The 25958-nt window shown below is 44.5% G+C and carries 25 protein-coding genes and 1 pseudogene; 11 read left to right on the top strand and 15 right to left on the bottom strand.

What is annotated here, in order from left to right; translation table 11 throughout:
• Positions 1–291: 291 nt before the first annotated feature.
• The 4 genes from HRU42_RS03700 to HRU42_RS03685 are packed head-to-tail and all read right to left on the bottom strand — an operon-like array spanning position 292 to position 2648.
• Positions 292–969, bottom strand: coding sequence for a GNA1162 family protein (locus HRU42_RS03700; protein WP_295028992.1), 678 nt, complete (start codon positions 967–969; stop codon positions 292–294).
• Positions 970–977: 8 nt separating this feature from the next.
• Positions 978–1328 (bottom strand): DUF4810 domain-containing protein, encoded by a 351-nt coding sequence (locus tag HRU42_RS03695; protein WP_295028991.1) that lies wholly within the window; start codon positions 1326–1328, stop codon positions 978–980.
• A gap of 15 nt (positions 1329–1343) precedes the next feature.
• Positions 1344–1703, bottom strand: coding sequence for a hypothetical protein (locus tag HRU42_RS03690; RefSeq protein WP_295028990.1), 360 nt, complete (start codon positions 1701–1703; stop codon positions 1344–1346).
• 12 nt (positions 1704–1715) lie between these two features.
• Positions 1716–2648 (bottom strand): CsgG/HfaB family protein, encoded by a 933-nt coding sequence (locus HRU42_RS03685; RefSeq protein WP_295028989.1) that lies wholly within the window; start codon positions 2646–2648, stop codon positions 1716–1718.
• A 369-nt stretch (positions 2649–3017) separates the two neighbouring features.
• Here HRU42_RS03685 and HRU42_RS03680 point away from each other — a divergent pair, with 369 nt between their 5' ends.
• The 4 genes from HRU42_RS03680 (at position 3018) to HRU42_RS03665 (ending at position 8134) form a co-directional block, all read left to right on the top strand.
• Complete coding sequence (locus tag HRU42_RS03680) at positions 3018–3422, top strand: ribosome recycling factor family protein (protein WP_295028988.1); 405 nt, start codon at positions 3018–3020, stop codon at positions 3420–3422.
• 319 nt (positions 3423–3741) lie between these two features.
• Positions 3742–6843, top strand: a complete 3102-nt coding sequence (locus HRU42_RS03675) for a DUF3857 domain-containing protein (RefSeq protein WP_295028987.1) — start codon at positions 3742–3744, stop codon at positions 6841–6843.
• A gap of 75 nt (positions 6844–6918) precedes the next feature.
• Positions 6919–7149, top strand: a complete 231-nt coding sequence (locus HRU42_RS03670) for a hypothetical protein (protein WP_295028986.1) — start codon at positions 6919–6921, stop codon at positions 7147–7149.
• 121 nt (positions 7150–7270) lie between these two features.
• Complete coding sequence (locus HRU42_RS03665; RefSeq protein WP_295028985.1) at positions 7271–8134, top strand: DMT family transporter; 864 nt, start codon at positions 7271–7273, stop codon at positions 8132–8134.
• 501 nt (positions 8135–8635) lie between these two features.
• Here HRU42_RS03665 and HRU42_RS03660 read toward each other — a convergent pair.
• From HRU42_RS03660 to argR, 3 genes are all read right to left on the bottom strand, one after another.
• Entirely contained in the window at positions 8636–8848 is a 213-nt protein-coding gene (locus tag HRU42_RS03660; protein WP_295028984.1) for a cold-shock protein, read from the bottom strand.
• Between the two features lie 480 nt (positions 8849–9328).
• Positions 9329–9793, bottom strand: coding sequence for a cupin domain-containing protein (locus HRU42_RS03655; protein ID WP_295028983.1), 465 nt, complete (start codon positions 9791–9793; stop codon positions 9329–9331).
• A 299-nt stretch (positions 9794–10092) separates the two neighbouring features.
• Entirely contained in the window at positions 10093–10563 is a 471-nt protein-coding gene (gene argR / locus HRU42_RS03650) for a transcriptional regulator ArgR (protein WP_295028982.1), read from the bottom strand.
• Positions 10564–10919: 356 nt separating this feature from the next.
• On the opposite strand from argR, the gene mdh reads away from it, so the two are divergent.
• Positions 10920–11855 (top strand): malate dehydrogenase, encoded by a 936-nt coding sequence (gene mdh, locus HRU42_RS03645; RefSeq protein WP_295028981.1) that lies wholly within the window; start codon positions 10920–10922, stop codon positions 11853–11855.
• Positions 11856–12000: 145 nt separating this feature from the next.
• Here mdh and ispB read toward each other — a convergent pair whose 3' ends face one another.
• Positions 12001–12972, bottom strand: coding sequence for an octaprenyl diphosphate synthase (gene ispB / locus HRU42_RS03640; RefSeq protein ID WP_295028980.1), 972 nt, complete (start codon positions 12970–12972; stop codon positions 12001–12003).
• 275 nt (positions 12973–13247) lie between these two features.
• On the opposite strand from ispB, the gene rplU reads away from it, so the two are divergent.
• From rplU to HRU42_RS03610, 6 genes and pseudogenes are all read left to right on the top strand, one after another.
• Positions 13248–13559 carry a 50S ribosomal protein L21 gene (gene rplU / locus HRU42_RS03635; protein WP_005497144.1) on the top strand — a complete coding sequence of 104 codons (312 nt, stop codon included), beginning with the start codon at positions 13248–13250 and terminating at the stop codon, positions 13557–13559.
• A 15-nt stretch (positions 13560–13574) separates the two neighbouring features.
• Positions 13575–13829: a 50S ribosomal protein L27 gene (gene rpmA, locus HRU42_RS03630; RefSeq protein ID WP_005497146.1), complete on the top strand. Its 255-nt coding sequence runs from the start codon at positions 13575–13577 to the stop codon at positions 13827–13829.
• Between the two features lie 138 nt (positions 13830–13967).
• Positions 13968–15134 (top strand): Obg family GTPase CgtA, encoded by a 1167-nt coding sequence (gene cgtA / locus HRU42_RS03625; protein WP_295028979.1) that lies wholly within the window; start codon positions 13968–13970, stop codon positions 15132–15134.
• A 62-nt stretch (positions 15135–15196) separates the two neighbouring features.
• A pseudogene (locus HRU42_RS03620) lies at positions 15197–15703 on the top strand (threonine/serine exporter family protein); the annotation flags it as partial.
• Positions 15704–15734: 31 nt separating this feature from the next.
• Positions 15735–16217, top strand: coding sequence for a type 3 dihydrofolate reductase (gene folA / locus HRU42_RS03615; protein WP_295028978.1), 483 nt, complete (start codon positions 15735–15737; stop codon positions 16215–16217).
• Positions 16218–16318: 101 nt separating this feature from the next.
• Positions 16319–16708 carry a DUF3718 domain-containing protein gene (locus HRU42_RS03610; protein ID WP_295028977.1) on the top strand — a complete coding sequence of 130 codons (390 nt, stop codon included), beginning with the start codon at positions 16319–16321 and terminating at the stop codon, positions 16706–16708.
• Between the two features lie 120 nt (positions 16709–16828).
• Here the strand turns inward: HRU42_RS03610 and HRU42_RS03605 are convergent, their stop codons facing one another.
• From HRU42_RS03605 to lptD, 7 genes are all read right to left on the bottom strand, one after another.
• Positions 16829–18856 (bottom strand): methyl-accepting chemotaxis protein, encoded by a 2028-nt coding sequence (locus HRU42_RS03605; RefSeq protein WP_295028976.1) that lies wholly within the window; start codon positions 18854–18856, stop codon positions 16829–16831.
• 133 nt (positions 18857–18989) lie between these two features.
• Positions 18990–19814, bottom strand: a complete 825-nt coding sequence (locus HRU42_RS03600) for a symmetrical bis(5'-nucleosyl)-tetraphosphatase (RefSeq protein ID WP_295028975.1) — start codon at positions 19812–19814, stop codon at positions 18990–18992.
• 19 nt (positions 19815–19833) lie between these two features.
• The gene (gene apaG / locus HRU42_RS03595) at positions 19834–20214 is read right to left on the bottom strand and encodes a Co2+/Mg2+ efflux protein ApaG (RefSeq protein WP_295028974.1); all 381 of its coding nucleotides are present in this window, start codon (positions 20212–20214) and stop codon (positions 19834–19836) included.
• 99 nt (positions 20215–20313) lie between these two features.
• A complete protein-coding gene (rsmA, locus tag HRU42_RS03590) occupies positions 20314–21132 on the bottom strand; it encodes a 16S rRNA (adenine(1518)-N(6)/adenine(1519)-N(6))-dimethyltransferase RsmA (RefSeq protein WP_295028973.1) in 819 nt (272 codons plus the stop codon).
• 11 nt (positions 21133–21143) lie between these two features.
• Positions 21144–22130, bottom strand: coding sequence for a 4-hydroxythreonine-4-phosphate dehydrogenase PdxA (gene pdxA / locus HRU42_RS03585; RefSeq protein WP_295028972.1), 987 nt, complete (start codon positions 22128–22130; stop codon positions 21144–21146).
• 5 nt (positions 22131–22135) lie between these two features.
• Complete coding sequence (gene surA, locus HRU42_RS03580; RefSeq protein ID WP_295028971.1) at positions 22136–23440, bottom strand: peptidylprolyl isomerase SurA; 1305 nt, start codon at positions 23438–23440, stop codon at positions 22136–22138.
• Between the two features lie 124 nt (positions 23441–23564).
• Positions 23565–25886 carry an LPS assembly protein LptD gene (gene lptD / locus HRU42_RS03575; protein WP_295028970.1) on the bottom strand — a complete coding sequence of 774 codons (2322 nt, stop codon included), beginning with the start codon at positions 25884–25886 and terminating at the stop codon, positions 23565–23567.
• Positions 25887–25958: the final 72 nt, after the last annotated feature.

Raw genomic sequence — 25958 nt, 5'->3', positions numbered from 1 at the left:
TCCTGAGTGAGCTGATGGTACTGTTTGTTCATGACAGACTCTGAATTTGTGTGTGAGAACTAAAATTCTGCCTTCAGCTCTCTCACTTTTCAACCTTAATCTGTTGCACTTATTGTATTACTCCAGCTTCTCTCACTGCTGCCACAATGACTCGCGTGGGTAAGGCGTACAAGGAGCATACCTTGTCGGTGTTTGATACATATAGAAGTTAGCCGAAAAGCTCGAAGGGCTAGCTAGCAAGGCTATCTCAGCCTCACTAACTAGCTTATCGGTTTGATAATCAGCTGTTGTTTAGAATCTCTCTACTGGGGCGCTAGCCAGCTCAGGGATGACATTTTTAACTTTGCCGTCTTGGAGATACTGAGGATGATACTTGCCAACGGGTAGTGTTCTCACCGCGTTAGCGTGTACACGTCTTGCCACTGGGATATAATCAGTGGCTGCCGTTGTTATCGCTGTTACGATTAAATCTGCCAGTAAGTTGCCAGTAGAACCTGAGGTATCTAGCACGAATGTGTTCTTGTATGACCATAAAACGTTATTAGTCTCTGCTGAAACTAGAATGTACTCCATACCCACAGTAACGTTACCTGAAATGACAAGGTAGTTCGTTTCCCAAGATATTAGCTTGATAAACAGTACCGACTCGGCGCCAAATTTATCCTTATAGGTTGAGAAAGGGACCCCTTTAAGCTGTGCGCCATCAACAATACCCGCTTCTTTGAAGATATCGCTCACAATAGGCACTGGAAGTACGTAATAACCTTTATTCGCTAGTGGTTGGGCAACCGTCGCGTTGAGAAAATCAGGCGCCTCGGCGGCTGTGGTTTCATTGATAATTGGCACTATGAGCATGGTTTGACGATTAACGTCAGAATACATGTCAGGAAATGCGGCCTCTTTAGTTGTCGTCGTCGCTGCACAGCCTGACATAAATAACACGATTGTAATTGCAATGAGTAAGCGCATGTTTTTTCCTATTTCTGATCTGATATTAAGCGTTCGATGAAGGCTTTGGACTCTGGGTACAATTGGGCTTCTTGACGGTAATAACCAATACTCTTGTCGCTGTCTCCGCGTTTGGCTGTAATGTAACCAATTTCAGCGTAAATGCCCGGAGGTACCTTTAAGCCCTTGCTCTTCGAGGTATCAATAATGTTGTTTAACTCATCGAGATGCTTGGTGACGCTTTGCTCCGATGGTGCTTTAATATATTCGTAATACGTCTCAGAGTAGTTTCCCCAGTAATATCCACTTTCGGTTACCGAGGCACAGCCTGCAAACATAAATGTTGTGGCGAGTATGAGGTATCTTGTTTTAGTTAGCATTTGTTGCTTTTCCTTTTAGAGACGTATTGTTCTGACTTGACCATCAGCTAGGTATATTTCTTTAGCGTAAAGGACTGTGCCAGTTGGGCTCTTGATAGAAAGTCTATGGGATCCCTTGTCCAATGTTATGATTAAAATTTGGCGGTTTTCATCTGCTGCATCGGCAGCGCCCGCAATACCTGTCGCATAGTCAGTTAAATCTTTGCTCTTGATGATATGGTTATCGATGGCGGCTACAGTAATAGAATGGCCAACTAATACGTCGGCAATGATGACCAGTTTTTGTTCATGCTCTAAACCCGTTGCATTTCGCTGCACATTTGATCCGCATGCAATTAAAAATACACTTAAAAATATAAATATTATTGTTCTCATATCAGTCTCATTTTATTTATCAGAAAGGTAATATTTTGATAGGTCATCACTCACCGTACCCTCAACAATATCGACGAAAGAAATTTGATCAAATTCGTCAGTGCCGTATGTTGATAGCACTTGTACTTTACCTACTTTTTTTCCAGGTAAAGAGATGAGGCCACCAGTTTGCGGGTTCTTAACTTGTCTTCCATTCTGGTAAACGATTAGTTCCATACCTTCGGAAAGGCCCTGTGCTGCGCCGCCTGAAATGATGAGGCTGCCATCCTCCTTCGATAGGAAATAGGATTTCCACGGCTTGGCCGTCATGTTTTCGACTAGATTACTGATCATTTGAGAGATGGCTTGTGATAACGCCTTATCAGTGAGACTCTGATCGAATGCAGCGGATGTGCCGGCCCCAAATGTTTTCTTCGTTTCTGTGGTCGCTTCACCAGCGCCTTCAACAGAACTTATTATTCTTCCAGTTGTGACATCGACTAAGCGCACGTTAACCTTAGTGTAAGCCTTCTGTATTTTAGACTTAGAGAATAAACCTGTGGTGCTCTCTGCTGAGCGGCCAAATTCACTGACAGAACCAAGGATTAAGTAATCGACAGCGACGCCACTATCACTTATGCCTTTTAGCACGTTCTCTGTGTTGACTTCCTCACTATCAAGGCGTTCAAACATAATAAACTTATTAGTGTCGGCCAGGCGCGCACTGAGAATATCAGCCGCTTGTTTGCCTATTCGATTGTTAGAACTGTCGACAAGAAAACTATTGGCTGCTTGGGTTTCATTTGAAAATCGTGCGATTGCTATTTTACGCTTGAGGAACGTTTGAGCAGTTTCTGGCTGTGCACTGGTTTTTACCGAGGTTGCATCCAATCCCGATGCAAACGTTGGGGCTTGAAGGCAAAAAAGTGCTACCGATGCCAATGTGAACATATTCCATCTTTTCATTTTGGTCTCTTCTGATTTTTAAGTGTTGGTACTTGTGCTACTTTATAAACATCGCAGGTTATTTTAGGGCATGCGCTCTTGTCACAAGATATCTGCAAAGAGTGAAAGTAGGGGGAAGTTTGATGTGAATCAATTGCTTACATTTAACTCTGTTCTTATTTTAAGAGAGAGCTATGAGCTTGTCTTCATCCCTGAATTCCGGTCTTACTTGGTTTCCTGTAGCCATAGGATAGCTATTTTTTATGTTTTACTCAATAGCTTTATATCTTTAACCTATTGTTAACCTAGCGAGTTTCGCCCTGATTTAATTAGGTTAGGGTTAACTGTACTGTCGATGAATGAAATATTGTCTATAAATGAAATGCAGCCATGAGTGAAGACATCATCGTCTCACTTCCCTCACTTATTCATCGAATAGGAAGGGAGGAAGTCAAACAAGCCAAAGCAATTGCACGGCAATACCACTGCGAGCTTAAGCGGGTGCGTCGCTCCAGAAATTGGAGTCTCTCTGGTGGCGCTATCAGTATTCAATCCTATTCGGCAGGATTGAAGACACAAGGGTTGAAAATGGAAAATGCCGGTGGTTTTGGTTACCTTATGCAAAAGATTGACACAGGCTTGCTCGATCATACAGACAAGCTAGAACCGTTAGAGGCAAAGCTGGCTCGCCTGCTCACTGACAACCCCAATATCACCTTGGCCGAATTGATCCATATTACCGATTGCACTACCGCCGAAGCGAGGCAAGCGCGCTTTTATGCCGACTCTTGGTGATCTAGGTTCAGACAAACAGGCTAGGTAAACCATGTCGTTCTGCATTTCGATGCCGTCTTTGAATGTGGTTTAACTCTTATTATCATCGGTATTATTCCGGGACCTTCCCTTCTTTGGTGCAAAGCGGGCATAACTAAGGCATCAAGAAAATTGGCTGCGAATTGAGTAAATGTAAACCAAGTTGAGTGTAAGTTGCTTTAATGTACGAGTGGTTTTCATATAGAATGTTGCTTTCAATGCCAAATTTGGCTGCTTAATACCGATTGGTATGAATCCGTAACGATCTATATTCGTTCTTCAACAGCAAAGGATGCTGCTCTTGTCTATTTCAATCTTCACTTCTATTCATTTTTACACAAGCTGCATGCCTCAAGCTCGTCGTTTATTCTGCTATCTCCAGGCTATGTTACTGCTGGTATTAATGCCTCAAGTGTCATTCGCTGGGCCTGACTATACCGTCGCAATCGCCCCTGTTCCTGCTTGGGTACAGATAACGGATACTTCGACACCGGATAAAGTCCCGGTTGAAGAAATTGGCTCAGGTAACTATTACTTACTGGTAGACAATCAATTGAAGGTTGGTGAAACCAGGCCTCAGGTTCGTTTTACCCGTTTACGCCAGTTAGTGGTTAATCAAAGAGGTTTAGATAAAGTCTCTCAGATAGAAGTGGGTTTCGATCCACTATATGAATATCTGACGTTTCATTCCATGCAGATCATTAGACATTCTGAAGTCATAGATAAGCTATTAGACCGTGATATATCTTTGTTAAAGCAAGAGGGGCGTATCGAACAAGGGCTCTATGATGGGCGTTTGACGGCTCACGTTATTTTAGATGATGTGCGAGTGGGTGACATCATCGAGTACAGTTATTCTATTCGTGGCGCTAATCCTGTCTATCAGAATATATTCTCCTTCGAGCGATCTTTACAGTGGTCTTTCCCTATTCATGTCCAGAGCCTAAGAGTGCTTTGGGGGAAACAAAACCCTTTATATGTCGATGTCAAAAACACTCAAGACACAGTCATCGAGAGCAGGCTGACTATAGACGATGACGCTTATATTGAATATGCCATTGTACGTACAGATAGCCCTGTACTCTTACTGGATGACAATACTCCCTCTTGGTACAAGCCGTTCGCTACAGTTTACTTTTCGGAATTGAACTCCTGGGAGCAAGTTGTCGATTGGGCAATGCCTCTCTATAGCCAAGGTTCTGTGGCCGGTGAAGGGGTGAGTCGAGTCATTGAGGATATTAAGTTACAAACCGGAGACGCTAATAAACGTGTGATGTTAGCGCTCAACTATGTGCAAGAGCAGATCCGATATTTAGGTCTTGAAATGGGAGTCAATTCTCATCAGCCATCATTGGCTGAAGATACGTTAAGCAGGCGTTATGGTGACTGTAAAGACAAGGTCATGCTGTTTATGGCGCTGCTTAACGGACTCGATATCGACGCCGACCCTGTGTTAGTCAGTACCGATTATGGCCATGAACTGCTCGCTCTGCCTGTATCGAACAATGCGTTTAACCATGTGATCGCTAAAGTACAAGTGTCTGGGAAAACGTATTGGCTAGACCCTACAATGAATTATCAAAAAGGACCGCTAGAAGATATCTATCAGGCCAATTATCACTACGGGCTGGTGATTAAATCTGGGGTCAGTGCTCTGACTGAGTTAAGCATAGGAGATCCTAAATCACAGTTAATCGTGACTGAATCCTACGATTTAAGTGCAGGTTTTAAAGGGCAGGCGTCATTATCTGTTAAGAGTCAGTATCAAGGCTTCCGGGCGCAATCATTTCGTTATCAACTCGAAGATATAGGACTAAAAGCCCTTCAAACTCGTTATGAAGATTATTATCGAGACGACTTTCCAGACATAATATCAGCCAATAAACTCATCATCGTCGACAATGAGCAAACTGGGGCCATTAATGCACAAGAAACGTATCAGATAGACAATGCATGGCAGCCTGATGGGGCAAACTTTAAGGTCAATTTCGTCAGTTATTCGCTCCTAGATGCCTTAAAAAAGCCAAAAAATGCCCATCGTCAATCGCCATTTTTCAGCCGATATCCTAATAACATCTCTCACAAGATCCATGTAAAGGTCTCTAATGGAGAGTGGGAGTTTCCGGATGAAACGACAACGCAGAGCAACCCGTATTTTATCTATGAATTTACCTCCAACTTCGACGATGCAGAGAAAACGTTAACGCTAACGTTTAATTATGAGTCTAAAACTGAGTATATCGCTGCGATGAATGTTGGCGACTACATTAACGCAATCAACAAGATTGAAGACTCGCTGTCTTACTCTGTGATGACCTATGGTGAAGGGAGTGCTACTCCTGCTGTGAGTGATACCAGCGAGTCAGAATCTGCTGCTAGTAATACGCTTGATAAAAAAGACCAACTGATTTTTCTTTGGGTGTTGCTTAACTGCTTAGGTCTAATATACGCCATTGTCACTTGGCGCTTGGATTCAAAAAGTCGACTCGAGTATCCGGATGAGAAGTATTATCCAGTTTCAAGACGTAAACTCTTCTTTCTATCACTCTTTACGGGGGGAATATATATCAGTTATTGGATGTATAGAAACTGGAAATATGTCAATCAGACCGAGCAGGGAGGGATTATGCCAATCGCCAGGGGGATTTTTAGTCCGTTTTGGTACTATGGCTTATTTGCTCACCTAGTCGATGATAGTAAGGAGAGATATAATCGAAATAGCATCATGCCAATGAGCCTTGGTGTTGTGGCTGCCATTCTCTTCTTCATTGCTAATTACACGTATAATTCAAATGATTGGTATCTAGCTGGCGTGTTATCGACACCCATACTCTTGTTTCCTTTGGTCAGCTATATCATTAAGCTCAATGGCAGAAACTCTGCAGCCTATATTGATAATTCAGCCTGGAAAATACGCCACACAGTGATTTCCTTGCTCTTTATCCCCTGGATCCTCTTCGATATTGGCAGTGAACTAACCATTTTTCCGTCGGGTAAAATCATGACCGGCGATGAGGTTTGGCAAAGTAGCGTCGACTTTATGAATGACAATCAGATCATCAAGGAAAATGAAGATATCTTGATGTTCTATAGTGATGGGGTCATCAGTTACGAGGAAGACGGTAATGGGTTCACCCATTCATCTGTGTTCTCTTATTGGGAAGAAGACGGTGAGCTTAAGGTCGCCACGGCAGATTTCGTTGATGTAAAAAATCTTAAGGTAGACTTTGGAGAGGGCGTAGAGCAAGCGACGAATATTACCGTGCAGCTCAATGATGACAGTGACTTTTTATTGATAATTTCTACAGAAGGCAAGCTGGATCTAAAGTTCTATCAAAGTTTGAGACAGCATTGGCATCAGACTAAGCAGCTTGCTGTGATTGAGGACAAGTTGAGTCTTTGATCTTAATCAAGGTGTAATAGGCCTGATAGGTTCAATATATTAGTCGAACATGATGTCGATAAATGGAAAATAATCGTGACTGATGACAAACTGATTTTGATTCTAAAGACCTGTATCACTGTGGGCGTATGTTTAATCTTACTTGGTATTTACTTGCACAACTTCAGCGACATGATCGAAGCTATGGGCGTAATAGGCATCATGATCAGTGCTATGTGTGTCGCCTTTGGCATGGCATTGTCTTTACCAACCAAGATGTACCTGACCTTTATTCTGGTTACACGGGAAACTGAAAAGCATAAGTAGCCAATCAAACCTAGTTTTTATTGTTAGCCTGAGCCGAGTCTGTATCATGCCGCTTGATGCACTGAAATTTAAGTGTATGCTTCTCGATTTCAAGCCCACACAATAAAAAAGAGAGTCGTTGATGCGTGCAGAGATGTACCTAGTTATAGCCACCTTACTGGCTGCACTAGGTTGGATAGCGTCTAAGTTAGTGGTGTTGCAGATGCCAGGGGAGGCGTTTATTGCGATAAGGTTCCTGCTTGCCAGCCTTGTTTTACTGCCGTTCTGCTATAAGCATATCGTGAAGTTAACCCTTAAGCAGGTGCTATTGGCCTGTGGCGTCGGTGTCTTTCTAGGGCTCGCATTGCAAGTTTGGGTCTATGCTGTGTCGATTAGCAGCAGCTTGTCTGAAGGGGCGTTTATCATGAGCTTAGCTATGATCATTGCCCCGGTGACCTCATGGATGTTTTTTCAGGTAAAACCGAACAAAGCCTTTTGGTTAGCCTTGCCTGTCAGCATGATGGGTATGATGTTGCTGACGTTAGGCAATGGCTGGCGAGTCGATGCAAGTCAGCTGTCTTTTCTGCTTGCAGCGGTACTTCTTTCTATTCACTTCGTGCTGAATAAGAAAATCAGCAGCCAACTCACTCCGTTAGTTTCAATATGTTTGCAGCTATTTACGGTAGGGATTGTGGGTGTAGTTTATGTAGGCTTTACTCAAGAATATGCATTTGAAATCAGTAGTAACTTAATATTTTGGTTTGTTATTTCTACCATTTTTGCGACTTCGATACGCTACTTACTGCAAACTATGGGGCAATATTCTGTAAAGATGGAAACCGCCGCTTTGATCATGATTTTAGAGCCTATCTGGACCATGATGTTGAGTGTGACCATGTTGGATGAGACGATTGAATTACAAAAGGCCTTGGGTGGTGGGGTGATTTTCCTGTCACTGTTTCTCTATATCAAGCTCTCCAGGCGATATGCATTTGTTGCAAAGTGATTGTTGATCGCGAAGTCACTTTTCGCCCATCAATAAAGCCAGTACAACATTTTCAAGAAAAGCTAAATTTGGGATGCTGTAACTGGATAGTTAGCAGGAGATGGAGAAGTTACCGATAAGCTGATTTTCACTATTAACGATTTTACCTTGGCAGGTTTCATCACAGTAAGATAACTCTATATTTCTGTTGTCTATATTACCTTTTGGATTGTTAGGGGAGTGAGCCGCTGGCTTGGTGTTGCAACCAATATTGATCGTTAAATCGTGTCTGAGCTTGGTTTTTTTGCAAGATCAATGCACTATAAGTACAAACTTACAATTAGCTTTAAGCTGTAAATGTTTATTTATAATGATATAACGAAGAAAGTGAGCAACGTAACGACATACACATAAAGCAGATGATTGAAATGTTAATATTTTGGTAGAATCGGTATAAATGAATAAGTTAAGCATGAAATATGACGTAAATGGTCATAAAACCATTTACGTCAACTTACAAAGTTAAAGCGCAACTACGTTAGCTGCTTGAAGGCCTTTTTGACCTTGCTCTACTTCGAAAGATACTTTCTGGCCTTCAGCTAAAGTCTTGAAGCCGTCAGAAGCGATTGAACGGAAGTGAACGAATACGTCAGCGCCGCCATTGTCTTGAGTAATGAAACCAAAACCTTTCTCTTCGTTAAACCATTTTACTAGACCAGTTGTTGAATTAGACATGTTGTGTCCCTTATAGTTAAATTCATAAAAAAATATCGCAGTATGCGATGTGCTGAAATTGAATTATTGAATGTGACGATGAAGATAAGGGAAACTGAGGATAACAACAATAACGAAGAAATCTAAGGTTTACTTTTTACTTATTTTATCACTAATAACTCTAAACAGCTGAGCGAGGCAAATAATACCTTATAATCAAAAATTGTACAGCATTATTTTTGTTTTTTTCATTTGGAGTATAGGTAAATAGCTTAACAGTGCTATCTACTCGTTCCCCCACCAACTCTAGGATGGCTTTGGCTCGCCAGAGAATGTTTTCGGCGCCTGCTTGATTTGTCATGGTTAAATATCTAGACGCTGAGAGTCAAGCAGTGCCGGTATCGCTTAGTCGTTAAATACTGAGTGATTTAAACCGAAAAACACTCAGAGTTTCGGTTTAGCCCCTCAAGTGCGCTCGTTTATAGGTTGAGATTAACCGGATCAGTCTTGAGTATCCGCATCCCAGTAATTGGTTGGGCGCTTGGCATAGATCTCATTGACTGCCCTGACCAAGACCTTGTTGTTTTCCGGATAGACCACCACGTCGTGCTTATCTCGGTTGCCTATGACCAGGAATACAAACTCCTGGTCTGAGTCATTTTTGAGTGTGTGAGCTATGGCTGTATCGGCATTGAAACAGATATAGTCGCCCTTCTTAAAAGGATGAGGCTCGCCATCGATGAGTAAGCTTGCTTCGCCCTCTAAGGCGTAAAGGTGTTCCTCTTCTTTGGTGTGATAGTGGGCTACGGCTGATATTTTTCCTGGAGCGAGACGCTCCATGGTCACACCTATTTTTTCACATCCAGCAGCATCGCCGATATGTTTCTGTTGGCTGGTATATTGTTCTGAATGTTGCCAGGACTCCCAGCAAATATCATCGACTTTAATTATTCCATTTATTGTCATCATACGTCCTTAGCCAGAAGCTGCCTCTCATAGTCTGACTCACTCTCGCACGAATTAAAGTGTGATTCAATATATTGAATATTTTCTGTGGTCTATTATCTTTACGCTGAGAACACGGGTCGGCATTTGAGTATGCTGGATGTGCCGATGCAGGTGTGTGGGGATGAGCTTGTGCTGCAAGGAACTGCTGGTTATTTTTCAACATAAAATGAAAAGAGACGCCATAAGCGTCTCTTGTTCGATGATGGAATTGATGAGCTTCCTAGGCCAGGGATCTCACTCTTCCTTCGGGAACTTGATTAATCCGTGTAGTTAAACAGAGACTTTACCGTATTTAATGTCCTGCTTATCTCGTCTATATTAGCCGGTGTAATGAAGATAGTATCATCACCGGCAATGGTGCCAAGAATGCCCTCTGGCTTACCTATAGAGTCGAGCAAGCGTGCAATTAGCTGGGCCGCGCCCGGGCTTGTCCTGACAACTATCATGGCCTGGTTATGGTCAACATCCAGTACCAGGTTTTTCAGCGGGCTTCCCGCCGTGGGAACACCCAGTTCGGCCGGTAAGCAGTAGACCATCTCCTGCTTGGCATTTCGGGTTCGCACCGCACCAAACTTACTCAGCATTCTGGAGACTTTCGATTGATTGATATTGCTGTAGCCCTCGGCTTGTAGGGCGATAACAATTTCACTCTGGGAGCCAAAACGCTCCTCTTTCAAAATCGACTTAAAGGTCTTAACAAGTTCGTCTTGATTTTTATTTGCTTGCATAGTTTTGTGTTCTTTTATTCAGAAATCTTCTCTATTTTGAATATTTCAGGCTTTTTTGTCAACAAATACCCTAGCAGGTTGAATAAAAATGCAAGCTGTCGAGACGGAGTTTGCTGTCTGGTCTAAGATAGCTCGACTTGGATTAAGCTGAGTACGCAAGGTGATCTGTTGAGCTTGGAGAGGGCTGGTTAATGCTTGTATCGCTTACCAGATTAGAAGGTTTCTCGATGGCAATTAGAAATAAAACCTAATCAAGACTAAGGGGGAATTGAAATTTATCCATTATTCCAGTAATGTTGCGCCGTCTTGAAAGATAGATCTATATCACAAATACCCATGAATTGACGGAGATAACTATGAAAGTTGCTGTACTTGGTGCCGCTGGTGGTATTGGCCAGGCTCTTGCCCTATTACTAAAAACACAATTGCCAGCCGGTTCAAAACTGTCCCTTTATGATATTGCTCCTGTAACACCTGGTGTTGCGGTCGATTTAAGCCATATCCCGACAGCAGTCGAAGTTAAAGGCTTTGCCGGTCAAGATCCATCTGCTGCGCTGGAAGGTGCCGATGTGGTACTTATTTCTGCCGGTGTTGCACGTAAGCCGGGCATGGATCGTTCAGATCTGTTTAACATCAACGCAGGTATCGTGAGAAACTTGGTTGAGAAGTGTGCCGCTACTTGTCCAAAAGCACTGATCGCTATTATCACTAACCCAGTCAACACCACAGTAGCGATTGCCGCTGAAGTGTTAAAAGCTGCCGGTGTTTATGACAAGAGCCGTCTATTCGGTGTGACTACACTGGATGTTATTCGTTCTGAGACCTTTATCGCCGAAGCGAAAGGACTAGACGTCGCCGATGTTAAGCTAAACGTTATCGGTGGCCACAGTGGTGTGACTATTTTGCCACTATTGTCTCAGGTTGAAGGCGTAAGCTTTACCGATGAAGAAGTTGCTGCAATGACGACTCGTATCCAGAATGCGGGTACCGAAGTGGTTGAAGCTAAAGCCGGTGGCGGCAGCGCGACACTTTCTATGGGCCAGGCTGCATGTCGCTTCGGTCTATCTTTGGTTCGCGGTCTTCAAGGTGAAGAGAATGTGGTTGAGTGTGCCTATGTCGATGGTGGCAGTGAGCATGCAGAATTCTTCGCTCAGCCAGTTCTACTGGGTAAGAATGGCGTCGAAAAAGTACTGGCTTACGGTGACGTGAGTGAGTTCGAAGCGAATGCCCGTGATGCTATGCTAGATACATTGAAAGCAGATATCACCTTAGGCGTAGAATTTGTTAAGTAAGCTTACTTAACGTTAAGCCTAATAAAAAAGGAGCCCTAGGGCTCCTTTTTTGATCTGTCTTTTAGCTAGATGATCGAGGTTTTTATCCTCTAAAACCGTGTTTGTAGCAAACAGGAACTTAAAGGCCAACACCCACTAATCGATTCTAGTGTTTTCTCTCAACCGCAATTTTAGCCAGAGAGATGAGGGCTTGCTTGTGTTCGCTATCAGGAATACAAGTTAACGCTGCTATAGCCTTATCAGACTCTTCTAAGGCTCTGTTATGGGTATATTCCAATGCGCCACAGTTTTTCAGTGCTACAAGGATCTCTTCGATGTTTTGCGTACCATCACCGAGCTCGATGGCCTTACGAATTAATGCTTGCTCTGTTGCGGTACCGTGAGCTATCGCATAGATCAGCGGTAGCGTAGGTTTTCCCTCCGCTAAGTCATCGCCTATGTTCTTACCTAACTCTTCGGTATTGGCCGTGTAGTCGAGTAGATCATCGGTTAACTGGAATGCGGTGCCTAGGTACTTACCGTAATCCGCCAGTGCAGTCTGTATTTCGATGGGGCTATCGGCTAGCACGGCTGGGAGTCGCGTGGCGGCTTCAAACAACTTGGCCGTCTTACAATAGATGACCCGCATATAGCTTGCTTCGCTAGTGTCGGGAACGTTACAGTTCATTAACTGCAGCACTTCGCCTTCGGCAAGTACATTGGTTGCGTCGGCGAGTATCTCTAACACCTTCATACTGCCTAATTCAGTCATCATCTGGAATGCTCGAGTGTAAAGGAAGTCACCGACTAACACGCTAGCACTGTTACCAAACAGGGCATTGGCCGTCTCTCTTCCTCTACGTAGCAATGATTCGTCCACGACATCATCATGGAGCAGGGATGCAGTATGGATAAACTCAACGATTGCGGCTAGCTTAAGGTGAGCCTCTCCTTGGTAATCGATTGCACGTGCAGCCAAAATGGAGAGTAATGGACGCATGCGTTTACCGCCGCCATTAATTATGTAGAAGCCTAACTGATTGATAAGGGCAACATCAGATTCAAGTTGCGTATATATAAGCTTGTTGACGTCTTGCATGTCGCTATCAGCTAACTGACGGATGGCGTTCAAATCCATAAAGAGGCTCTGGTTCGTGGGGCTGAAAAGTATTTGTCGGCCCAAAATTAATGCTTAATGTTATAATCATGGGATTCTACCTAAAAAAGCGCCGTAAAACAGCACTTGAGGAGAATAGTGCGGGTAATTATGATCTTTTTTTATTCTTTAGTGATTAGGGCTTGTCAGCTTACTCTTCTTAGCGTAGAATCCGCCACCATTGTCATTAAAGCTTTTATAACACCCCTGCCTCAATTAAATGAGCCGGCGTGTTAGAATACCGGAGTAAAATAGCTATGTATGCTGTTTTTCAAAGTGGTGGTAAGCAGCATCGTGTTGCTGAAGGCCATACATTACGTTTAGAAAAATTAGAAGTCGCTACAGGCGATACTGTTGAATTTGACCAAGTTCTTTTGGTTGCCGACGGTGAGACTGTACACATTGGTGCACCTTTAGTCGAAGGTGGAAAGGTTGTTGCTGAAGTTATCAGCCACGGCCGTCACGATAAAGTTACTATCGTTAAGTTCCGTCGTCGTAAGCATCACGACAAAAAAATGGGCCACCGTCAGTGGTTTACCGAAGTTAAAATTACAGCTATCAACGCTTAATTAGGAGTCTAACTCATGGCACATAAAAAAGCTGGCGGTTCTACTCGTAACGGCCGCGATTCAGAAAGCAAACGTCTTGGTGTAAAGCGTTTCGGTGGTGAGTCAGTTCTTGCTGGTAACATCATCGTTCGTCAACGTGGTACTAAATTCCACGCTGGTGTTAACGTAGGTATGGGTCGTGACCATACTCTATTCGCTTTGACTGACGGTAAAGTTAAGTTCGAGATTAAAGGTCCTAAGAGCCGTAAGTTCATTAGCATCGAAGGCTAATCTTTAGCTTCGGCTAAGATTGCTTATGAAAGCCCCGCCTTTGGTGGGGCTTTATTGTTTTAAATATTTAAGAATTGTTTTGGCGACCCCAAGCAGAAACGAGTATAATTCGTTTAATCTGTGGTGCCAGGAGTAGATATGAAGTTTGTCGATGAAGCTGTGATCAGAGTTGAAGCTGGTGATGGTGGTAGTGGTTGCGTTAGTTTCAGACGCGAAAAATATGTACCCGATGGTGGCCCGGATGGCGGCGATGGTGGTGATGGTGGTGATGTTTATCTGCAAGCAGATGAAAGCTTCAACACATTAATCGATTTCCAGTTTGAGCGCTTTCATCGCGCCGAGCGTGGAAAAAATGGTCGCGGACGTGATTGTACCGGTCATGGTGGTGAGGATCTGATACTTAAAGTACCAGTGGGAACCCGAGCTATCGATGAAGAGACTCAGGAGTCTCTCGGTGATCTGACTGCTCACGGTAAGAAAATGTTAGTGGCCAAAGGTGGTTTCCACGGTCTGGGTAATACTCGCTTCAAGAGTAGTACTAACCGAGCGCCAAGGCAGAAAACTCTGGGCACACCAGGCGAAGTACGTAGTCTCAAACTTGAGCTTATGTTGCTAGCCGATGTGGGCTTGTTAGGCATGCCTAATGCGGGCAAGTCGACCTTTATTCGTTCAGTATCCAAAGCCACACCTAAGGTGGCCGACTATCCGTTTACCACGCTAGTGCCAAACTTAGGGGTTGTTAATCCTAGACATGGTCAGAGCTTCGTGATTGCCGATATTCCTGGTCTGATCGAAGGTGCTGCCGATGGTGCCGGACTCGGTGTTCGTTTCTTGAAACACTTAGAACGTTGTCGTGTGCTATTGCACCTTATTGACATCGAGCCTATCGATGGCAGCGACCCTGTTGAGTCGGCACGTGCCATTGTTGGCGAACTCGAGAAGCACTCTCCTAAGCTTGCCGGCAAACCTAGATGGTTGGTGATCAATAAGATAGATCTGCTGCTCGAAGAAGAGCTTAAAGAACGTGTAGCCCACATAGTGGAAGAGCTTAAGTGGGAGGGTGAAGTCTTCACCATCTCGGCTTATAACCGTGACGGTACACAAGAGTTAAGTCTCAAGCTGATGGATTTCATTGACGCCCTGCCTGAAGAAGAGGCCATCGATAAAGACCAAGAAGTTGAATTTAAGTGGGATAACTATCATAAAGATAGTGATGAACTCAATGAAAACTTCGTTAGTGATGACCTAGATGATGATGATTTCGATGACGACGATTACGATGTCAAAGTGATCTATCAAAGGTAAGTCTTTACCGCTTGTAGTGTGGATTGGAGCACCATTTTGAGTTTATATTCTTCGGGATTGATGTGTACGCAGATACTCAGAATGAAATAACCCGGCAAGGTGTCGGGGTTGCTCAACTCCTACTAGTCTATGGCGCTGATTCTGAACTGGTCGAAGAGTTCCGTCAGCGTCTGGGCTATGCATTGGCTCTCACCAGTGTCGAAATCTCTATCTCTTCAAACTCACTAGTATTAACCAGCCTAGTTCATGGCCGCTGTATCACGACGACTCGGCGCATCCGTGGGCATGGTATTAACATGAACATGACCATGACCATTATCTGTGAACCGCAGAGAATCTGCTTACTCACAGAGAGAGGCATATATGGCCTCAATCAAGTCAGGGAGCGGTTTTCCCGGATCCAGTCTAGAACTTACCCAAAACGTTACCTAGTGCCTATGATAGGCTTGTCATGCGCGAGCTTCTGTCATTTGTTCGCTGGTGATCTTACCGCATCGATACTGACCTTTTGTGCGTCTTCGGTGGCCATGTTTGTCAGGCTTTCTATTGCTAAACATCATTTGAATATAAGTGGGTCACAGATCCCCCCCGGAGATAACAATGAAAATCGCCATGATAGCTGCGATGGCTAATAATCGTGTCATTGGAAAAAATAATCAGATGCCTTGGCATCTTCCTGAAGACCTCAAGCACTTCAAGGCCATGACCTTAGGTAAGCCGATCGTCATGGGGCGTAAGACTTATGAATCCATAGGTCGCGCGCTTCCTGGAAGGCTCAATATAGTCATTAGCCGTCAACAAGGGTTAACTATTGCTGGAGTGACCTGTGTGACCTCGTTTGAAAGCGCTGTTGCAGCGGCTGGAGAGTGTGAAGAACTGGTGGTAATAGGTGGTGGACAGCTTTATGCCGCTCTTTTAAGTCAGGCCGATAAACTATATCTCACTGAGATCAAACTAGATGTTGATGGCGATACGCATTTTCCCCGATGGGATGATGGGTCTTGGCAGCGGATCAGCCAAGAAACATCAATAAATGATAAAGGTTTAGAATATAGCTTTATCAATTTGGTAAAAAAATGTTAAATTAGCGTCAGCATTATGTTTAAAGTTTAGGGTGGGGCAAATAAAATTTTGCTAGTTTGATGCTCTACAGTATAAAAATAAATAATAAGAGGGAGTATCAGATGCGTCTGTTGCCTACAAGCATTGCTGCAATGATCGCAGCATCGGCATTTTCTATGCCAGTACAAGCCAATTCAGATCAACTTGCTGCAAATATCTGTAATTATGTTCAAACAAATGACAAGAATCGTTTGCGCAAGAAGTTAAAAGAAAATCGCGTAAAGCTGCGTAACATCTATTCGGGTGTGACATGTAATGGTGACAGTTTACTGCGTACCGCCATGAAGAGCGGTTCAGATAAAGTGGGCACTTTCATCGCTAAACGCCTCTCAGTATCAGATCTTACGGCTGCCGAAGCCGATGGTAATACCATTACTGATTGGGCCGAGGCTAATGGCCACGGTGCTAGTGCCATCACTACGGCGATAAAAGAGAGAACTGCAGGCGGTTAATCAGTTTCATGGTAGATTTTATAAAATAGCAGAACTTAAAAAAATGCCGGATACTCACGTATCCGGCATTTTTTTAGTGCTAGAATCTATTTCCTAGAATCTATTTCCTAGATTCTAGCCCTAAACCTTAAACTCTCTCACAGATGCCTGCAGTTCTTCAGCCAGCTGAGCCACTTGATGACTCGATTGAGCGGTCTGCTCGGCCCCCGTCGATGTCTCTTCCGAGATGGCGGCGATATGCTCGAGTTTCTCTGACACCTGCTGACTCACTAAGTTCTGTTCTTGAGCTGCATTGACAATATGGGTTCCCGAGTCATGTGCCTTGTGAACCGCTTCACTGATACTTTCTAATGCCAGGTTAGCCTGCTCAGTTTTCTCTACACAAGAATTTGCCTGAGTGCGTCCTAGCTCCATTACGGCAACAGCTTCTTGAGCGCCTTCTTGCAGGACTTGAATCATCTGCTGGATCTCTTGGGTTGAGTCCTGGGTTCTCGATGCCAGGTTGCGTACTTCATCGGCTACGACGGCAAAGCCTCGCCCCTGCTCACCCGCTCGTGCAGCCTCGATGGCGGCATTGAGTGCTAATAGATTGGTCTGCTCGGCGATGCCACGGATCACATCGAGAATAGAGCCAATAGAGGCACTATCGGAATGCAATTTATTGATGACTACGCCCGCTTTGGAAACTTCATCGGCTAAAGCCAAGATAGTCTGCTTATTTTCATCTGCCATTGCGCGTATATGTCGCGTTTCGTCATCGGCTTGCTTGATTTGAATCAGCGCATCATCGGCGCTTCTAGTCACCTGCTCGGCACTGGAGCTCAACTGAGTCGTCGCCGTGGCCACCTGGTCTACTTGATTCTTCTGCTCCTGGATACCCGCAGTGGTTTGGGCTGTTATTGCCGAGGTTTCTTCGGCGGCGGCAGCAAGTTGATTCGAGCGGTCGAGGATCCCCTGGATAAGGTCTCTTAAACTATCCACCAGACGATTGCAGTTGCGAGATAGTTCGGCAAACTCATCATGGCCCGAATCATCTAATTTGTGAGTCAAGTCTCCGGAAGCTAAAATATTGAGAGCGTTGTTGACTTTATCCAGTGAGCGCTTTAAAGGTGTGATCACTGCGATACTGATAACGATGGCAACGATTATGGCGAAGATGATCAGTATTAAGGTGTTTAAGCTCGCAGCATCTATATCATCGATAGCACTCTGGCTCACGCTATTCGAGACTGATTCTACTTTATTGGTCAGGCTCTGCATGCTCTCATTGACACTCAGCGCATCTTTTTCTACTTGGGCCAACATTTGAGTTGTGGAGCTCAGGAAGTTAAGCTGACGTCCTTTCATGGCTTGTATAGACCCACTGCCACCGAGCAAGCTAAATACTTTACTCGCTTCCTCATTGATGCTGTTTAACAGAGTATCATCGATAACCCCCTCCCAGTGACGGGTGACATATTCGAGTTTATTTCTGGCCTCACTGACGATGTAATCCAGTTCTTTGGAGATGGTTTGATGCTCTTGCTTAGTTTTACTGTTGATCAGATCATAGCTAGTGCTGACTATGCTGCTGAAGCTGTTATCTATGTTGCCCGCTGTGGCTGCAATCTCTTGTTCAGTGAGATCTTCACTCATCTCCAGATCAATAAGATCGAGTAGCAAGGAAGCCGTGTCATCGGCGGCTACTTCTAGATCTTCTAATTTAATGACGAGTTTTTCCTGAGTCACTAAGGAGTTCTCACGGGTCTTAATCATTTTTTCGCCATTAGAGATGAAGTTTCGGTAACTCTGGCGTAAATTTGAAATCGTACCCGAGAAGTCGGCGCGATCCTGTTGGCCGACAATGCTGGATAATTGTGCTATTTTGGCACTGAACTCTTGATCTAATGTCGAGAATTGCTTAGATATTGGGGGCAGAGCCTGGGAATGTTTAGTATGGTATGCAACTAAGATCTGCTTCTCTTGTTGAGCAATGCCATGTAAGAGATGACCACTAGACTCCAGTGCTGGAATGCTGACTTCTTGTAGCACTTGGGTGCTGGTTTTCAATTTACTATTGGTTAATAGTGAGGCTGCGCCTAATCCAACTAATAGTAAAGTAACGATACTAAACCCGCCGATGACCCGGGTAGCGACATTCATTTTCATAGGGTACTCCGATTATTATATTTTCCTGTAACATTTACGTTACTATTCCCTAATAAAAAGGTCTTTTAAAATCAAGGGCTGGCAGAAGATAAGTATTTTCATTCTTGTTATATCGGCCGAGTAGTGCGCTAGTTTAACTCTTTTTTAACTTATTTTGGATAATTTTTTGATCTGACTCCATATGCCATAACGTCAGATGCTCCCCCCAGCAACAGCCCGTATCCAGGGCATAAATATTATCGCTTTCTACTTTGCCCATCACGGCGGCCCAATGGCCGAAAATCAAGGTATGCGTCTTCTTGGTTAATCCATCACAATTAAACCAAGGTGTCAGGCTGGGATCGAGGCAATCGCTCGGAGATAGTTTACAATCGAAATCCAGCCCACCGTCGAGGTGTAGAAAGCGCATGCGAGTCAGGGCATTGATACAATATATGTTTCTTTGTAACTCTGCTGCCTTAGGGTCCCAGATATTTGCTTGATTGGTGTACATTTTTGCGATCAAGGATGGAATATAATCTTGGGCAGTTAAGGCATTACTGACACCTTGAGCCTGGCTTTTGAGAGTCTGAATATCCCACTGGGGAGGGACGCCCGCATGAGTCATAACGATATTATGCTCGGGGAGCTCCTGCACCAGAGGTTGCAGCCTTAGCCAGCCAATCAATGAGTCTAAATCGGCAGCTTCCAGCAGTGCTTCGAGCTGGTCTTTAGGGTTAACGCGTTTAATTTTTGCCGCAACCGCCATCAGGTGGAGATCGTGGTTACCCAATACCACCTTAGCGGAACCATCGAGTTGCTTGAAGTATCTTAGGGTGGCAAGTGACTCAGGTCCCCTGGCAATGAGATCGCCAACGGCCCAAAGCACATCTGTGGAAGGATTGAAGTCAACTTTGGCAAGTACTCGCTCTAGCTCTTCAAAACAACCCTGAATATCCCCGACAAAGTAGTTAGCCATCTAGTACAGCGCCTGTAAATTAGTGAAGTAAACCTGGAACGGATAATCTAAATGGATGAATAGTCGCTTGGAATTGTTCACCTTCATCTGTCACCATGCTATAGGTTCCTTGCATGACACCTAGGGGAGTCTCCAGTACAGTACCACTGGTATATTGGTAGGCATTGTCAGGCTCTATTCTCGGGGTTTCACCGACGACTCCGGCGCCTTGGACTTCACTCTTATGGTCATTAGCATCGGTTATACGCCAATGGCGGCTTTCCAATGTGACCGCTGTTTGTCCTAGGTTGATGATGGTGATGGTATATCTAAAAAGATATCTCTTCTCTTTGGGAGATGACTGTTCTTCAATATATTCAGTTGTGACTTCAACCTTGATGGTCGACCCTAGCTCAGACATAAGTTACCTTTAATGACAAAAAAAAGGAGGGCAAGCCCTCCGATTCTATTTCTATGTATTCTTGTGTTCATTCACCATCGAGAGTCCCGAGAGAATGAATTAAGTTTGCTCTCCAGCTTTCTTGTTTAAGAGCATGTTCGCCATGGAAACGTATTGCTCAACAGTTATCTGTTCGGGTCTCAATGATGAATCTATGTTAAGACCCAAGAACTCTTCATCAGAAATCATATGCTTTAGGTTGTTACGTAAGGTCTTGCGACGCATGCTGAAAGCCGTCGTTGTCATGCGCCTAAGAAATTCGACATCTTTACATGGCCAAGGTTTCTGTTTGTAAGGCACTAATCGCACCACGGCAGAATCAACCTTAGGTGATGGCGTAAAGCACCTAGGTGGCACTTCGAGTACCGGCATAACCTGGCAATGATACTGAGCCATCACGGTCAAGCGCCCATAGGCCTTAGTACCAGGCGTAGCTGACAGCCTTAATACGACCTCTTTTTGTAGCATAAAATGCATGTTCTTGATGTGTTCGGCAAATTCGAACAGATGAAACATCAAGGGAGTAGAGATGTTATAAGGCAAGTTGCCAAAAACTTTAAGTTCCTTGCCTTCTTCTATCAGTTGGCTGAAATCAAAATTTAGGGCATCTCCCTGATGGATTTCTAATTTATGTTTCAGAGTCGGGTGCTCTTGTAGCCTTGCAACCAGATCTCTATCTAGCTCAACCACAGTCAACTTATCTATGGATTCGGCAACGGGCTCTGTTAGCGCGCCGAGACCGGGACCTATCTCGACCATGACATGATCATTGTCAGGTGCTATAGCGCCGACAATACGATTAATGATGTTATGATCTGTCAGGAAGTTCTGCCCGAAACGTTTTTTGGCTGTATGGCCTAAATGTACTCTATTACTCATCTGCTATTCTATTATCCAGCTTTTACTGCCAAATCTATGGCTTTATTTAGTGCGCAGACGAAGCTTCCTATGTCTGCAGTACCCGTACCGGCGAGATCCAGCGCTGTGCCATGATCGACGGAAGTACGAATGTAAGGGAGTCCTAAGGTGATGTTGACCGAACTACCAAACCCCTGAGATTTAAGTACCGGAAGGCCTTGGTCGTGATACATGGCGAGTATCACATCGGCATCTTCGAGATACTTAGGTTGGAAAATGGTGTCTGCAGGCAGCGGACCGACAATACTAATCCCAAGCTCACGTAACTCTTCGAGTGCCGGGATGATGGTATCGAGTTCTTCACGGCCCAGATGACCATCTTCTCCTGCATGGGGATTGAGTCCACACACATATATCTTGGGTTGCTCTATGGCAAACTTGTCGATGAGATCTCTATGCAATATCTTTATAATCTGGTGCAGGCGGTCACGAGTGATCGCCTTAGAGACGTAGGCCAAGGGGATATGCGTAGTCACGAGTGCCACATGCAATCCCGGAGCCGATAACATCATGACCACATCCTGACAATTTGCTTGATTAGCAAAAAACTCGGTATGGCCGCTGAATGGGATCCCAGCCTGGTTAATGATCCCTTTATGCACAGGACCCGTCACCACGGCATCGAACTCGCCATTCATATTTTTCTCGCCGGCGAAGCGTAATGTCTCGACCACATAAGCGCTATTTTGATCGTCGAGTTTGCCACATTCACTGGCAACAGCCAGAGAGAATGGCACGATAGTCAAGGTGCCGACTTCTTGCGCCTTGGGCGCCTGATTGGGTTGATAGGGCCGAAGTTGAAGTGGCAGGCCAAGATTCTTGGCTCTCGATGTTAATAAATCAGGATCAGCACAAACAACTAGCTCAGCAGGCCAAGCCTGCTGAGCTAGTTGAATAACTAAATCTGGACCAATACCTGCGGGTTCACCCGCAGTTATGGCAATACGTTTAGTCGTCAATACGGTTAACCTCTATTGAAATCAGCTTCAAAAACTTCGATATAAGCGTCTGCTCTCATCTCGTCTAACCAAGTCTGTAATTCTTCGTTAAATTTACGACGGAAGATCAGCTGGTGTGCTTTATTGGTATTAAATTGATCCGTTGCATCTGTGGTGCGACGCTCTTCTAATTGGACTATGTGCCAGCCATGACTAGAGCGGAAGGGCTCACTGATCTCATTGACCTTAAGTTCGTTTAGTGTCTGAGCGAATGCAGGAACATAAGCGGTTGGATCAGCCCAACCTAGCTCACCGCCTTTGGCTCCAGAACCTGGATCTTCTGAATATTGGCGAGCAAGAGCCGCAAAATCGGCATCACCTGCACGGATCTGTTTAACAAATTTATCTAGCATGGCCTTAGCGCGTTCTTCTGAAAGAATAGGCGAAGGCTTGACAAGGATATGACGAGAGCGAACTTCATCAACCTCATTGGTCTGTAGGCCTCGAGCGTCCATCACCTTGATGATATGGAAACCTGCCCCACTTCTGATAGGGCCTATTATATCGTCTTTTTTGGCGTCGGATAACACTTCTGCGAAAAGAGTCGGCATCTCGTTGATGTTCATGTAGTCCCAGATCCCACCCTCGAGGGCCTTAGGACCGGCGGAAGCTGCGATAGCCGTACGGCGGAAGTCTCCACCATCTTTGACACGGTCCAATACAGTATTGGCACGGTTACTGGCTTTCTCTAGTTGTTCACTAGTGGGATTATTGGGGATCTCAATCAGAATATGGCCAATTTGGAACTCAATCTGTTTCAGGCCTTGTTCTTCTATCATGTTAACCAGGTTGTTGATCTCTTGTGGTGACACCTGAATGCGGCGCTGTACTTGAATGCGCTGAATTTCACCTAAGGTGATCTCTTCCCTTAATTGTTCACGATATTGGCCCCAACTCATGCCTTCGCTGCTGATTTTTTGTTTCATCAGTTCGACGCTGAGCTGCTGCTCCTTGGCGATATTACCTATGGTCTGGTCTAGCTGAAGGTCACCGATGTGAAGGCCTATCCTATCGGCCATCTGCATCTGCAGGCGCGTCATGATCAAACGTTCGATAACCTGGGTGCGTAAGGCTTGATCCGAAGGCAGAGATTGACCCGCGGCTGTGGCATTCGCCTTAACCGTTTTCAGCATGTTGGTGATTTCACTCTCCAGGACGATGCCTTCATTAATCTGTACCGATACCCGGTCTAATGTCGTGTTTTCAGCTAGAGCCATGTGGCTCATAGCCAAGCTCATAATCGCAATAATCAAATGTTTACAGGGTTTCATCCACAAAAATCCTTGGCATATTAATATCAGCTGCAGCGTAAATTAGTGCTGACTGGACAATCTATTTCATGATTGGACTATAAGTCTTTCTCATGGTTCATAACAATATCAATTAATTGTTTAACTAGTTTTTAAGGTATAAAGGTTTTCTATAGTTAAACAACCCATCATCTAACATATCCGTCACACCCAATGGGCCGGATCCACCGAGCCCCTTGATGACGAAGTTAAGATAAACTCCTTTCTCGAATAGTTCCCTGTCATCCACCATAGGGTTAAAGTCATCTTGATAATTGGTCTTGATGCGGTAATGATAACTTAAACGTACGGCCCAGCAACATGATTCGTATTGGAAGCCAGCGTATGTTTCTATGTTGCGGCTTTCATTGAGATCATAATACCAGTTCCCAACCAGATATAGGTTATCACTCACAGGCCAAGCCCCTCTCATACCAGCCTGAGATATGTCGACAGACTCATTGGTGTTGGTGTTGAGCAGATCTGGCACATAGCGATAACTCAGCTGCAGTAACTTATTTGTCCCTGGACGAAAATCTAGGGTGACTTCACTCTTCTGGTTTTCACTCAGCTTAGTATCATACTGAATCGCGCCACTCATATACCAGTCTTTGTAGATCTGAGTACTCAATTCCGCGGCTAAGACAGAGTTAGAGGTATTTTCTTGGGTGAAGGTTTGAGTCGACCTTCCCGGTTCATTGATACCGACGCGGCTATCCTGAAAATAGAATATTTGTCCCAGACTAAACTTAAATTTCTCCACATTATTTTCGTCAAACAAACGAGTGGTTAAGCCTAAGGTCATCTGGTTTGCATCGGCTATTCTGTCGAGTCCAGAAAAACGTCTCTCTCTGAACAGGCCATAATAATCTTCCTGTAGTTGGGCGGTATCATAGATGCCGATATTAGATTGATCTTCATAGCCTACGTAGAGATACTGAAATTGTGGCTCTAAGGTTTGGCGGTAATTTTCATTGAAGTAGTCCGTATATCGCTCGAAGTTAACCTGTCCATGAATACGCACCTGAGGCAGAGTACGGCTGACCTGGTCGTCTAGATCATCGTTTTGAGAATTGCCTCGGTTATCTTGCCAATAATAGGTCTGTAACAACTTGACTTCACTGGTTAAGGAGCCTGCGGGTCCATGAATTGGCAAGGAAATACTCGGTTCAATATGGAGACGAGTGGCGGTGGAAAATTCATTTTCTTGATGTTTGAAATTGGTGATTTCACTCATTAAATCAAAATCTAAGCCATTCCAGAGTGAAGGGGCACGATAGTTGAAATTCAATTGTGGCATCACCTGATACGGGATCTCATCTTCTCCCAAGACCTTGATATCCTGCACTCTGGCACTAAAGTCCCAATTTCTTTCGAAGTAGCTGATTTCAGCTATGCGTGATAGCTGGTTATCGGTTGCAGATTGGACATCCGAGTCCATATCGTTGAAATAGTTGTTATCAGACACCTGAGTGAAGTTGGCTAATACTCGCCAATTCTCATCGATCGCGCCCTTGTGCTGCCAATGGTACAGATAACGGTCTGGACTATTGTCTAGCATATTATCGTTAGCCAAATATTCGACGTTGAGCTGGCCCTGTTGTGATTCACCGGCTAAATATCTGAAGTCAGTCTTTAGAAACATGCCTCGAGCCGACATATAATGCGGCGTAAACGTCAGATCGTATTCTGGGGCTATGTTCCAGTAATAGGGGGCTGCGACTTCAATACCATTGGTGCTACTGGTGCTAAAAGTCGGAAATAGAAAGCCTGATTTGCGTTTATCAGACACGGGAATCGTCATATAAGGTATATAGAAGATGGGAACTCCGCCAATTTCTAGCTTGGCATTCCACAGCTCCCCCCACTCTTCACTACTGTCTATGGTGATTTTTTCGGCTTCGAGTAACCAAGAATTATCTCCCGGAGGACAGGTGGTGAAATTTGTATTGGTGAGATGCAAGTTATTATCTGAGGTTATTTCGAGCTTCTCGGCATCACCGTGTATCTGTTGACCATGAAGCCAGTATTGGGCCCCTGTAAGGGTGGCACTGTTATCTTGCATGTGAGCCACGAGTGACTCTGCTGTGATGGTGAACATCTGATCTTGGAAGACTAGATTGCCATTGGCATTCAGACGCTCACTCTCCTGATCCAGTATCGCCTCATCTGCAGCTATGTGGCGGCCACCTTGGGTGAAGGAGACATTGCCATTAAATTTGGCTTGTTTGCCCATCTGGGCTTCCGAACGATCTGAGAGTATGCGTATTTCTTGCAGCGCTAGTTCAGAGGCGTCAGGATCTAAGGATGCCATTCTAGGCACAGGGGGCTCTACCAAGCATTGTATGCTGGCATCAGGCTCGGTGGTTTCTTCAGCCAAGACTAATTGGGGAAGTAGGCTTATTGCCAAAAAATATCGGATATGCATCTTAAGTCGTTTATTATGATTTCTTAGTCTGGACAAATATTGGTGAGAAAAGTTGCACTTTTATCAGGCAAC

The sequence above is a fragment of the Shewanella sp. genome, from assembly GCF_013214165.1.
Lineage (GTDB): Bacteria > Pseudomonadota > Gammaproteobacteria > Enterobacterales > Shewanellaceae > Shewanella.
Note: the sequence above shows the minus strand (reverse complement) of the source record. Positions and strands in the feature narration are given on the sequence as shown.

Bases quoted from the DNA above. Each gene is read 5' to 3' on its own strand.
- rplU (WP_005497144.1), top strand. From the start codon at position 13,248: ATGTATGCTGTTTTTCAAAGTGGTGGTAAGCAGCATCGTGTTGCTGAA.
- HRU42_RS03605 (WP_295028976.1), bottom strand. From the start codon at position 18,856: ATGAAAATGAATGTCGCTACCCGGGTCATCGGCGGGTTTAGTATCGTT.
- argR (WP_295028982.1), bottom strand. From the start codon at position 10,563: ATGCAAGCAAATAAAAATCAAGACGAACTTGTTAAGACCTTTAAGTCG.
- HRU42_RS03690 (WP_295028990.1), bottom strand. From the start codon at position 1,703: ATGAGAACAATAATATTTATATTTTTAAGTGTATTTTTAATTGCATGC.
- HRU42_RS03695 (WP_295028991.1), bottom strand. From the start codon at position 1,328: ATGCTAACTAAAACAAGATACCTCATACTCGCCACAACATTTATGTTT.
- HRU42_RS03685 (WP_295028989.1), bottom strand. From the start codon at position 2,648: ATGAAAAGATGGAATATGTTCACATTGGCATCGGTAGCACTTTTTTGC.
- ispB (WP_295028980.1), bottom strand. From the start codon at position 12,972: ATGGATTTGAACGCCATCCGTCAGTTAGCTGATAGCGACATGCAAGAC.
- HRU42_RS03660 (WP_295028984.1), bottom strand. From the start codon at position 8,848: ATGTCTAATTCAACAACTGGTCTAGTAAAATGGTTTAACGAAGAGAAA.
- HRU42_RS03665 (WP_295028985.1), top strand. From the start codon at position 7,271: ATGCGTGCAGAGATGTACCTAGTTATAGCCACCTTACTGGCTGCACTA.
- HRU42_RS03600 (WP_295028975.1), bottom strand. From the start codon at position 19,814: ATGGCTAACTACTTTGTCGGGGATATTCAGGGTTGTTTTGAAGAGCTA.
- rsmA (WP_295028973.1), bottom strand. From the start codon at position 21,132: ATGAGTAATAGAGTACATTTAGGCCATACAGCCAAAAAACGTTTCGGG.
- HRU42_RS03700 (WP_295028992.1), bottom strand. From the start codon at position 969: ATGCGCTTACTCATTGCAATTACAATCGTGTTATTTATGTCAGGCTGT.
- HRU42_RS03680 (WP_295028988.1), top strand. From the start codon at position 3,018: ATGAGTGAAGACATCATCGTCTCACTTCCCTCACTTATTCATCGAATA.
- rpmA (WP_005497146.1), top strand. From the start codon at position 13,575: ATGGCACATAAAAAAGCTGGCGGTTCTACTCGTAACGGCCGCGATTCA.
- mdh (WP_295028981.1), top strand. From the start codon at position 10,920: ATGAAAGTTGCTGTACTTGGTGCCGCTGGTGGTATTGGCCAGGCTCTT.
- folA (WP_295028978.1), top strand. From the start codon at position 15,735: ATGAAAATCGCCATGATAGCTGCGATGGCTAATAATCGTGTCATTGGA.
- cgtA (WP_295028979.1), top strand. From the start codon at position 13,968: ATGAAGTTTGTCGATGAAGCTGTGATCAGAGTTGAAGCTGGTGATGGT.
- surA (WP_295028971.1), bottom strand. From the start codon at position 23,440: ATGAAACCCTGTAAACATTTGATTATTGCGATTATGAGCTTGGCTATG.
- HRU42_RS03655 (WP_295028983.1), bottom strand. From the start codon at position 9,793: ATGACAATAAATGGAATAATTAAAGTCGATGATATTTGCTGGGAGTCC.
- HRU42_RS03610 (WP_295028977.1), top strand. From the start codon at position 16,319: ATGCGTCTGTTGCCTACAAGCATTGCTGCAATGATCGCAGCATCGGCA.
- apaG (WP_295028974.1), bottom strand. From the start codon at position 20,214: ATGTCTGAGCTAGGGTCGACCATCAAGGTTGAAGTCACAACTGAATAT.
- lptD (WP_295028970.1), bottom strand. From the start codon at position 25,886: ATGCATATCCGATATTTTTTGGCAATAAGCCTACTTCCCCAATTAGTC.